9 protein-coding genes are annotated in these 10,191 nt (G+C 44.0%); 2 read left to right on the top strand and 7 right to left on the bottom strand.

Going from position 1 to position 10,191, the window contains the following annotated elements; genetic code table 11:
• Positions 1-379 (top strand): integrase core domain-containing protein (locus tag DFR44_RS09225; protein ID WP_162845228.1); only part of this gene is annotated, 379 nt, incomplete at its 5' end.
• Positions 380-541: 162 nt separating this feature from the next.
• On the opposite strand, the gene DFR44_RS09220 is transcribed toward DFR44_RS09225, so the two are convergent.
• From DFR44_RS09220 to DFR44_RS09205, 4 genes are all read right to left on the bottom strand, one after another.
• On the bottom strand, positions 542-1,762 hold the full coding sequence (locus DFR44_RS09220; protein WP_133621286.1) for an AAA family ATPase: 1,221 nt from the start codon (positions 1,760-1,762) through the stop codon (positions 542-544).
• A gap of 331 nt (positions 1,763-2,093) precedes the next feature.
• On the bottom strand, positions 2,094-3,182 hold the full coding sequence (locus DFR44_RS09215) for a hypothetical protein (protein WP_133621285.1): 1,089 nt from the start codon (positions 3,180-3,182) through the stop codon (positions 2,094-2,096).
• Positions 3,183-3,232: 50 nt separating this feature from the next.
• Positions 3,233-3,658 (bottom strand): hypothetical protein, encoded by a 426-nt coding sequence (locus tag DFR44_RS09210; protein WP_133621284.1) that lies wholly within the window; start codon positions 3,656-3,658, stop codon positions 3,233-3,235.
• 286 nt (positions 3,659-3,944) lie between these two features.
• Positions 3,945-4,346 (bottom strand): hypothetical protein, encoded by a 402-nt coding sequence (locus tag DFR44_RS09205; protein ID WP_133621283.1) that lies wholly within the window; start codon positions 4,344-4,346, stop codon positions 3,945-3,947.
• 509 nt (positions 4,347-4,855) lie between these two features.
• On the opposite strand from DFR44_RS09205, the gene DFR44_RS09200 reads away from it, so the two are divergent.
• Complete coding sequence (locus DFR44_RS09200) at positions 4,856-5,074, top strand: hypothetical protein (protein WP_133621282.1); 219 nt, start codon at positions 4,856-4,858, stop codon at positions 5,072-5,074.
• Between the two features lie 35 nt (positions 5,075-5,109).
• Here DFR44_RS09200 and DFR44_RS09195 read toward each other — a convergent pair whose 3' ends face one another.
• The 3 genes from DFR44_RS09195 to DFR44_RS09185 are packed head-to-tail and all read right to left on the bottom strand — an operon-like array spanning position 5,110 to position 10,187.
• Complete coding sequence (locus DFR44_RS09195; RefSeq protein ID WP_211336929.1) at positions 5,110-5,571, bottom strand: lytic transglycosylase domain-containing protein; 462 nt, start codon at positions 5,569-5,571, stop codon at positions 5,110-5,112.
• Positions 5,572-5,594: 23 nt separating this feature from the next.
• Positions 5,595-8,588: a conjugal transfer protein TraG N-terminal domain-containing protein gene (locus DFR44_RS09190; RefSeq protein ID WP_133621280.1), complete on the bottom strand. Its 2,994-nt coding sequence runs from the start codon at positions 8,586-8,588 to the stop codon at positions 5,595-5,597.
• Positions 8,589-8,615: 27 nt separating this feature from the next.
• A complete protein-coding gene (locus tag DFR44_RS09185; RefSeq protein WP_133621279.1) occupies positions 8,616-10,187 on the bottom strand; it encodes a conjugal transfer protein TraH in 1,572 nt (523 codons plus the stop codon).
• Positions 10,188-10,191: the final 4 nt, after the last annotated feature.

Here is a 10,191-nt window from a genome sequence, read left to right as displayed (position 1 = left end):
GCGCATCAATGCACGACTGGTCTGTGATGCACTCAAGGCGGCGTTGTTCAAACGGGGCTACCCATCAGGGGTGATTGTGCACACCGACCGTGGTAGCCAATACTGTTCGCAAGCCTATCAGCGATTGATTAAAGCTTATGACTTGAAATGCAGTATGAGCAGCAAAGGCAACTGCTACGACAATGCCGCCTGTGAGAGCTTCTTCCACACGCTCAAGGTCGAACATGTCTATCGCATTGCCTTTGAGTCAATGGAGCACGCCAGACGCGAAATCTTCTGGTTTATTGAAGCCTATTACAACTTCAAACGCAAACATTCAAAATTGGGATACCAAAGCCCTGTAAAATTTGAATCCGCAGCATCTAAAATAGCTGCTTAAACTGTCCGTTGAAATGAGGGCAGATCACCCTTCTCTGTCTGCCGAATTAAATTGGTAATATCATTTTGCCAAATATTAAATTGATAAAACTTACCTGGCACTCCAAGAGCTTTCAAAACTTTTTTTTCAGTTGAACCCTCAGCAATTAACGAGATTAATGCTCTAGTCACCATATGCTATCTCGTCAATCAAGCTAGTATCGGGACAAGTGGCAAATATGTCGTTTTTAACATAGTTGCCTAATGCTCTATCATTCTTTTTAAAAAATTTTTCTGGTTGAACTGCTTCGACTAAATTTTTTTCATTTCTCTTTAAAAACAAATGACTGTGAACTGGAATATTCATGCTCAACAAGTCTGTGTTATGTGTTGTATAGAAAAATTGTGAATCTCTTCCAAGCTTACTAATCATAACATTAAGCATAGACACCTCAAGCTCTGTATGGACATGAGCCATACGCTCATCTAAAAACAAAGTAGACGACATAGACGATTTATTTCGCATAATTATAGTTTCTATAAAATATATAATGCTCAATGCCTCGGACGTTCCCTTTGATAAACGGCTAAATTGATTAAAATTAACATTATCCCAATTGTTATTATCAACCACAAGTTTACTGTCATTATCAAATTCAATCTGATAAGCATTTGGTGTATAGTCAAGTTCGCTAATTTCTTTACTAGCTGAGCCTTTTTCAGATAAGATTTTTATACTTTTTATTGTAGGATCAAATGCTTTTAGTATTTTGGTGGCTCGTTCCAAATTAAAATAGCCCTTGATTTTCATGCTTTCAGAAATTTGCTCTGTATTTTCATAAAACAGGTAACTCCAACCTTCACTTGAACTTGTCATTCCATAATGAACTTTTCTCGATAAGCTCATAAATAAATTGATTTCTGGATCATCTTTTAAAGACGCTGAATCATAGTCAATTTCATATAATCTCTTGCGCGAAGAGTTTTGTGTTTCATGCTCTTTTATTGCAGTGCTTCGATGTGATATTTTAACAAGTTCAACGTTTTCACTTTCTTGAGAGTGCTTAAAGTATAACTCTACCTGATGAAGCTTATGATCACCAAAATGCACAAACTCCAATGTTAGTGATGCTTCTTGCTGGTTATCACGAATTTTAACCAAATTCATTACTGATTGACGACCTGAAATAATATTCATCGCAGCACATAGTAACTTGCCTAAAGCAGTCTTGCCCGTGGCATTCCCACCCGAAATAATACAAACTCGTTTAACTTTAAATCGCGGAGCAAAAAACAAATTCTCATGCTCTATGGTGGTAAATTTTAAGGGCTTGGGATAAGTCAAATCAACTTCAAAATTTTCAAAACTATAAAGATTCCTGAAAACAAATTTTGTTACCAACATGGCATTCTCTCAGTTAATTAAATTTCCAAATTTTGGATATTATAGATTACAGAGGCGAAATTGTCACTTACATATTTTTCCAACATAAATACATGCGTAAAGGAAGAAGACCTCTAAAATTATCATAGATTGTGCAGTCTCATTTAATTATAGAAGTCACTATAGGTTTTATTTCCTATTTTTTTAATTTGGTATTTTTGGGCTTTGCAAGGTCAACATCAATTTTTAGTTGTTCAAACACTTTGTATAGTTTTTTTAACGCATTATCACGGTATTATGTAGCAGCCGCACAAATCATTTAAAATCAAATGGTAAAGTGTTTGCGTAAAAATCAATCAACCATTTTAAGTACTAAAGCATCAAGCGCAGCCTCTTCGCTTTCAACAGCGTGAGCAGGTATTTCTGGCCTCTTGTGCAATTGATGTAAACATACAGATTTCAAAGCAATTTCCGTGTGAATTTTATTTGAACTATCAAATTTTGGAATTGCCAAATATTTAAGCACATCAGTTCCACGATTCGTAGAAACAGCATATCCATCAATCACTTTTCTGACGGATGGACTATTGAGCACACCGCAAACAAAGTGCGCCTCTCTCATATCATTAAGCGCTAAGAATAATATCTTAGAATCAACCATAATGACTTTATCATCACTAAATAGTTTTCTCTCATGGTTTGGTATGCTCTCGGAATAATTACCCACAACAACTGCTGCCATGCTGCCAGTTTGCTCTTTCCATAGCACTTTAAAACGAGAGAAACTGTACTCCCCCACGTTGTCCAGTCGGTAAAATGGATTTTTTTCTGCATCAAAAAACTTACCATTCTGGACACGACTATCAAACAACTCTTTTTTATAAAATGATAACCACTTGTGAGTTAGCGGGGCATCCCTTACTAGGTCTAATTCTGGTATACCGTACTTCTCAGACGCAGTATGAGGAACAATCATATATTCATTACTTTCAATTTTCCAGCGCTTAACATTTCGCCCACCAAGCATAGGGTAAATATGATCGGCCTCAACAATCCCTTTATGTTCACCCTTATCCAAAATATCTTTACGGCGCTGACGAGTCATGTCATTGACAATTAACAAGTTACCATTCGCCTGTATGCAAGGTTTTTGTAATATATACACCCCTTTTGCACCAGCGGGTTCAACTCCCTTACGTCCTTGATAATGACGCTCTTCAGAACTATCCAACAGCCTACTCGCAAAATTTGATAAAGCAGTTGATGTTTTGGGTATTGTTAGCCATGCGGATTGTGTTTCGCTGGGCGATACAGGCTGTGCCAACATAACTTCCGATTTAATAAGTTGCTCTACGTCACTCCATTTCGCGTGAGCATCAAATTTTGGTTTGCTTTTCCCAATGTAACTCCAAGCATGATACTCACTCATGGGGTATTTCATCTTAGCCCCCTTCTCAAAGAAGATAGCCATTGATTTAATGGTAAAAAGCTTTATTGCTGAGAAGTCGTCAACTCTATTAATTCTGAATGGCACATCTTGGCCGTTTCGTTGGATTGATAATTTTCTAAACCCCTCCCCGCCTTTACAGCCTGATTAATCAAATACTCATGTAAGCCACTATCCGCGTTGTCTCTGCCATACAAGGCCTCTTTAATTCCTGAATCTGCTCTTTTGTCAAAATACCCAAATTTTTTGTATTCAAACGCGATGTTTTGAAAAACAGCATCAGCACGACCACCACCAATAAAATTTTTCTCACTTGAGAAAGTAGTAGCCAGTAAGGGATTTACTACGCTTAATATGGGACTAGCAATATGCGAGTAAAATTTAATCTTGATATCATCCTCATTGTTAAAGTGTTCTTTACTGAAAGCGTCTGCTATCCTTTGAGTGTCAAGTGCTGTGCTGTTAGGCATTAGTTAGTCTCTTTTTGAAATGTCAAGTTATATCTGAATATTTGTGCGCGGTAGCGTGCATGAAAATCCGTCATTCTAAACTATTGAGTTCGTCTAAACCCAATGATTTCAAGCCTATGGCCTTAAAACATTGGAGAGCAAAAAAGTAAAGCCTTTACAGTTTAGTTTGGGATTCATGAAGTAAATTATACGTCAAAATAAATGTTGAATTTCTGACTTTCATACACCTGCGTTTATTATGCCCTACTGCACCGATTTGACGGTGCAGCGAATCATGGTCTAGTTTTCATGCATCCATTGCCTTTAAAATTTGAAGTCTAAAATCTTGATAATATGCGTCCACGTTATCAGGGTTTAAGCCCCTAAAATCCGCAGAACAAATCTCAACTCCATCTACAAATGCACTGAACCATCTGTAGCTGCTATCAGGATAGAAGTATGCCGTTACAACTTTGTCCTTGCACACATTCGTAACAACAGAGTCAAGCCCCTCACTGGTTTTAAGTCCCCATCCATAGCCTGCTAATAGGTTGTTTACCAATTCAATGCGTTCTTTAGGTGTCGACTCAAGGTACCAGTCTTTTCTCTCATTGGCCGTTTGATTGGTTTTCGATAACTGCTCCGAGGCGAGGGGAAAAGGTTTTGATGTAGGGTTGCTGTTGGATTGATTTTGGTTGATTTGTTGCATGGTAATTCTCCTTGTTTAGGTTGTTTAAATCTGCTCGTCGGGTCGGGTTGACGTGCTTTTGACCGTTGTAGTGACCGAATCAAGTCGCACAGAAGCCGCAAGCGGAACGCAGCAAAGCGAGTACCGAACGGGTGAGTACGACGACCCCGCATAGGGGTTGAATCGGGCGCAACAATGGGCTATGCGTCGGTAAAAACCGAACCGATGTGTGGATTTAACCTAAACAAAATTGGCAACAAAGAAGCCGTTTAAAATCAATTCAATGGCAAACCAACAACGTATACGCTATACATTGTTTTATTTCAGTCCATGTTGACATTGACTCAATTCAAACCTGGATTATTCATGAGTGCTCTATGTTCAAATTGGCACAAATAGTCATGAGTTGGATGGACGCGCTGAAGAAATTGTGTCGCAACAAAGCCACATCCGAACTTGACAATACTTCAACATCAGCGTAACTTAATGAGTATGGATTACGGACACATTTAAAAAGAAAGGAGCCAGCCATGATTAAATTGATTTTAGAATGCGTGATTTTGTCATCACCTCTGTGGCTCTTTTTGGGCTTCAAGTTTGGATACTTAGCAGTGCCTGAAGGTGTTTTATCTGCTAATTCAGTCGAAGATGATGATGTTCATAAGTCTTTATTTACTGACGATGACAACCCAGCTCATTCTTATTCTTGCACCAATAAATACTATGGCACGCTTGATAGTGATGACTAAAAAAAATCCCACAAACATGTGGGATTTTTTATTGCCTATGACAGTGGTCTGCCTCGATTCAACACAGCTCTAAATTGAGCCACATAGTTTTGCGTTTCTGCTGGCAACTGAGCCAAGTTCAAGCGGCCGTTATGCGTTGCACGTTGAACGGTACCAGGGCCAGCATTATATGCTGCGACCGCTTTTTCTAAGTCACCGTGGAACATACGTAACATCTGCCCCAAGTAACGTGCACCACCACGCAAATTGTCAACAGGGTTCATCCGATTGACACCGAGGTCACTTGCGGTGCCTGGCATCAACTGCGTATAACCATAAGCCCCTGCTGAACTTCCGCGTTCATGCTTGCCCCTCGATTCAATGTGAATCAAAGTTCTAAACACATCCTCACTGATATTAGCCGAACGTGCCGCCTGAGTCACATATTGACTATGTGCGCTTGGCACGACGTTGGCCAATCCACCTTTGCGTTGCAAATCGCTGACGGTACGTTGCACAACAGCTTGGTTCAGTCTTGGTATTACTTTTGCCAGCGGGGTTTGACCTTGCGAATTGAATTGATTGGCTTCTGCGTGTCCCCCGCGTGAACCGTAGAAGCCGTAGACTTTGGGTCGTCTAAAAACCTCGCATTATTGACTTCGCCACTTAAATGCCCTGTAATGTCATCATGCTTTGTTTCGTTATCCCAACGTGCGAACTCTTGCCCCAATGATAAGTTTTTCGCTTCGTTACGCGCTTCATCTCGAATGCCCTGACCTGCATCATTGATGCGTGATTGCTGTGATTTAAAGTCTGACTGATTGCTAGCAATACGACTATCTGCGTCTTGCCCCAACGAATTGCCTGTCTCGTTAATTCGACCCCGTAACCCTCCGCCCATACCTGAAGCTTGAGCCAAATCCCTCACATTGGCTTGCCCTGCTTGAGCAAACCCACTCACACCTGACGATGCTGAACCATAAGCAGAGTCAACCGCAGCTCGACCACCTTGAATGGGTTCGATCGGTACATCCGCGCCAGCATCAAACACTGAGCCTTGGACTTGTGGTGATGCTGAATCGGTTATAACATTTGCTAAAGAAGACATAAATTTCTGACGACCTTCTGGTGTGCTCATATCAGGATTTCCAGCATCAGCATATGCTTTACCGATTTGAGGACTCATGTTGTCTGACATCGACAACGCATGACGTAGGCTCTGTTCGCTTTGCTCACGGTACGATTGCGATTTGCTGAACGATGTTGATGCGCTTAAGCTTGCACTTTGAGCTTCAGACAAATTGCTTGCGGTTTGTTGAGCAAACTGGTTGCCACTTGCCAAACTGCTTTCAAACGCCTTGGATTTACTGATTTGCTCGCCCACGTCTGAAGTAAATGAAATGCCTTGGGATTTGGCTTGTTTAATGGCATCAGACAAATCACGTTGGTATTCGGTTTTTGTTTGAGCATTTTCAGAAGAACCAATTTTAGTTTCAAACCCAAATTTAGATGGATTTTTGTTTGGTTTGCTCTTATCGGCTTCGTTTTTAGGAGTGTTATCAGTTTGGATGGTTTTACCTCCGCTTAATCCCAATCCAACGTCTGAACCGATTTGACTTAAAGTAATAAAGCTATCCTTATTGCCCCACTTAGCCGCCAACTCGCTGGTGATTTTAGCGGCCGTATCCAACGCCTGACGATTCTGAGCTGAAATCGCTGAGTTTGTGCCCAATGAGCTGCGAACGCCGTCGCTTTCATTAAGTGCCCATGACACAGCACTTTGATTGGCCGCCGTTCGGCTTTGTGTGGCTTGAGCTTCATAGCGATTGGCCAATGATTGTTCGCGTGAAGCCGCTTGAGAAAACCCACTCGCACGAGACAACTCATTATTGGCCGAGACACCTAAGCTGTTTTGTGTGGCGTTATAGAACGTTGCTCCTGTTGTCGCCCCATGAATATTCCCTCGATTATCCATGAAGCTTCCCGCTGCCAGTGTGCCTTTGGTGCTCATGCCTGCGCTGTTCATGTCATACATATTCGCCGACATATAGCGCTTCGAAGTGTCCCATTTGTGGGCATTGGTGCTGTCCCACGCCGAATTACCCATGTTAATGTTACCCGCACCCACGGCCGCACCTGCTTGTTCGGATGAACGTTGACCTGCTGACGCTGCACTTGTGGCCAATGATTCAATGCCGCCTTTGAGCATGCTCACCAAATACCACGAAATAACAGGCACACTGAACGCCAAATAGCCCGCAGTCGCTTGTGTGGTATGGGCAATGCTCAACACATCACTGGCATTGGCCAGCGTTGTCCCGTGAATATCCGTATTGGCTCCTATACGGTTGTTCATGACCGCTTTGGCGATGCCATTGACGATGGCAAACAGTCCAGGCCATAGCTTAATCCACATGATGACGGTGAAGTAGCCTATCAACACTTGAAAAAAGCGTAGGCCTGACATGATGATAATCAGCATCACGATCGGGAACAATGCCAAGACAATGGCCTCAATCAGATTGTTGATGATGGGCAAATACTTGGCGGCCAAAATCGCGGCCGTGTTTTGTGAGTTGATGGCTTGCGCTTCTGCTTGCGAAGCCGCAATGGCCGCTTGCATTTGCGTGGTGTTTCCAGTTACTTGCGCATTCTGCATGTGCGCCATTTTGACCATATTGACCATGACTTCTTGTTGAATGATGCCCAAGGCATCCGCTTGGACTGTACTGAACATGTCGTCATACGATGTCTTCAGACGTGACATTGCGGTGGCCGCAGAGTTTTGTAATACGCTTTGCTTGCTGTTCATGCCTGGATTGAGCATCGAGGCCAGCTTGTTGACGTACACCTGCGGCACAAGCGAGCGGGTGCGTTGCGCTAAATTGTTATAGGCATAATCGCAATCCATCGTCGTACCTGACACATTGGTCGGTAAGGCCTGATTGGTTTTACCAAGTAAGGTCAACAAATCCGTTGAGTTGCGGGCTTCATCCAGCGTGTACTTATGGTACAAATTCACGTCGTAACGCGAGCAATTCTCCACAAAATTGGCCCAATCGCCTTGCAGTTTCGGGTCGAAGTCCAATAACGACAGTTTGCGTGCCGTCAAATACGCATTTGCCCCAAACACCATGCCTGTGCGCGAGTACGCCAAGTCATCGACGGGCGTGAACACCGCCTCGGTCTTGTCCGTCACCCACTTGCCGATTTTACTGCTGATATTGCCAATCACCACCAAGCCGTAAGGCATGTTGTTGACGACTTTCACATAGGTTGGATTGGTTTGGTCGACAATCATCATGTCTGCTTTTGGTACAAAGAAGCCCATCCACAGAATCATGAAGCCAATAAACCACTTGCTCAGAAATTCAATCGTGCCCTTGAACACACCATGAATCACCATCCCTAAAAACGCAATCAAAGTCATGGCTTTGGTCATGGACTCAAATCCGCTGTTGCCCCCCATCATGAGGGCAACGGAATTGAGCATGTCATACACCATGTCTACATTGCCATACGTATAGTATTCCATCCTGTTTGCCTCCCTCGTCCGCGACGATTATTGGTTGCTGGACATGGCTGCATCCATGATTTTAGAGAACTGCAATGCGCTGGCCAGTGATGGGTTGCTGGCTTCAACATTGCTGTTGATGGTTTTAACGTACTCAGAAAAGTTCTTTTCGTTCATGATGCGCAGGTTGGTCGCATCGGCTTCTTTCTTGAGGTTGTCCATCAAGCGGTTCAAGTTATCCAGCGCCCGTGTTTCCATTGTTTCTTCAGTCGGGTCTTTCGACTCATAAGCGGCCATTGCCGCCTTGGCCGCTTTGTGCATGCCGCTCAAATACGCCCGCGTGAAGTCCAAGGCCACGGCATTGATGGCTTTGTCCGACAACACCGTGCCGCCCTCGGCATCGATGAGCGCCATTTTGAGCAGCGGGAATGACGTGTTGTTGATGATGCGTGTGGTCATTTCACGGTCTGCGGCGGCAATCCGTGTGCCGTTTTGGATGCTGTCTTTGAGCTTCTCAATTTGAGCCGCCACTTGTTTGCGAAACCCCGTGTACGTGTGGTCTTGAACATCACATTGAGTCGCTTTGTACGGGTCGGTCGCCGTGCCCGCAGGGTCGTGACAGTTGTACAGCTTCACCGTCACCGACGTGTTGGCATCGCTCGCAAAGTAGTCAATCAACGAATCCGAGCCGCTTTCACCCGTGATGGTCGGCGGGTAGTAATGCACTTTCGGCGTGACATCATCACCATCGGCATTGGCGGGCGGTGGGTCGGCCACTTGCGCACCCATCATCGAAATCAACCACTGTTTTTGTTCATCGGTTAAGTTGAACTTGTTCAAAGCCATCAGCGTCAAGTTACCGCCCGTCATGGCAATCGACACCTTGTTCACCACGCCCGTGCCTTGTGCAGCTTGGGTCTGTGTGCCATCAACACCCGTGAACCACTTAGGGGCTGAGTTGTAGTATTCGCCCAGGCTTTCTTTGAGTTTTTTGGTGCGCTGATTCAACAAACGAGACTTGGATTTGCAGTACCAACGGCCTTCAGCCCCGTCACTCACCGTGCCGTCTTCATTGGTCGTCAATTCACATTCCTTGGTGATTGATTCACCAATTTTGCCTGCAATCCCGCCAACCATCGCTTTGGCGGCTTGGCACGAGTTCAAGCCATTTTGATTGATGAAGTTCACCAAGCTACGAATCTTATCAATTGAGCTGCCAATCAACGGATCAAGCGCATCTAAGCCAATCTCAAACGCAACGCCCGCCGCGTTATTGCCCAAGTTGCGCGTGAACTCAATGAACTGCTCCTTGTTCGCAAATGAGAACGCGCCGCTGAAGAAATCAATGCCGCCACAACCCGCAGAGGCACTGGGCAATTGCAATTGCATTGGGTATAAGGTTTTGTTGCCCGAGCGCATGCTAAAGCCACCGCCTGTGTAGACGTTGGCCGATTGGGTGTGATAGGCCCCTGCACTGTTGTAGTTACTCATGGCCCCCATGCTGTTGAACATGTCCGACATGTCCGATTGCACACTGGCCCGCACAGGCTGAACGCTGCTCATCAGCCAAACTGCGCACAAGGTATAAGCCGTGATGGCTTTAATGCTTCGATTAAACATACGT

Source organism: Hydromonas duriensis (genome assembly GCF_004363775.1).
GTDB classification, from domain to species: Bacteria; Pseudomonadota; Gammaproteobacteria; order Burkholderiales; family Burkholderiaceae; genus Hydromonas; species Hydromonas duriensis.
Note: the sequence above shows the minus strand (reverse complement) of the source record. Positions and strands in the feature narration are given on the sequence as shown.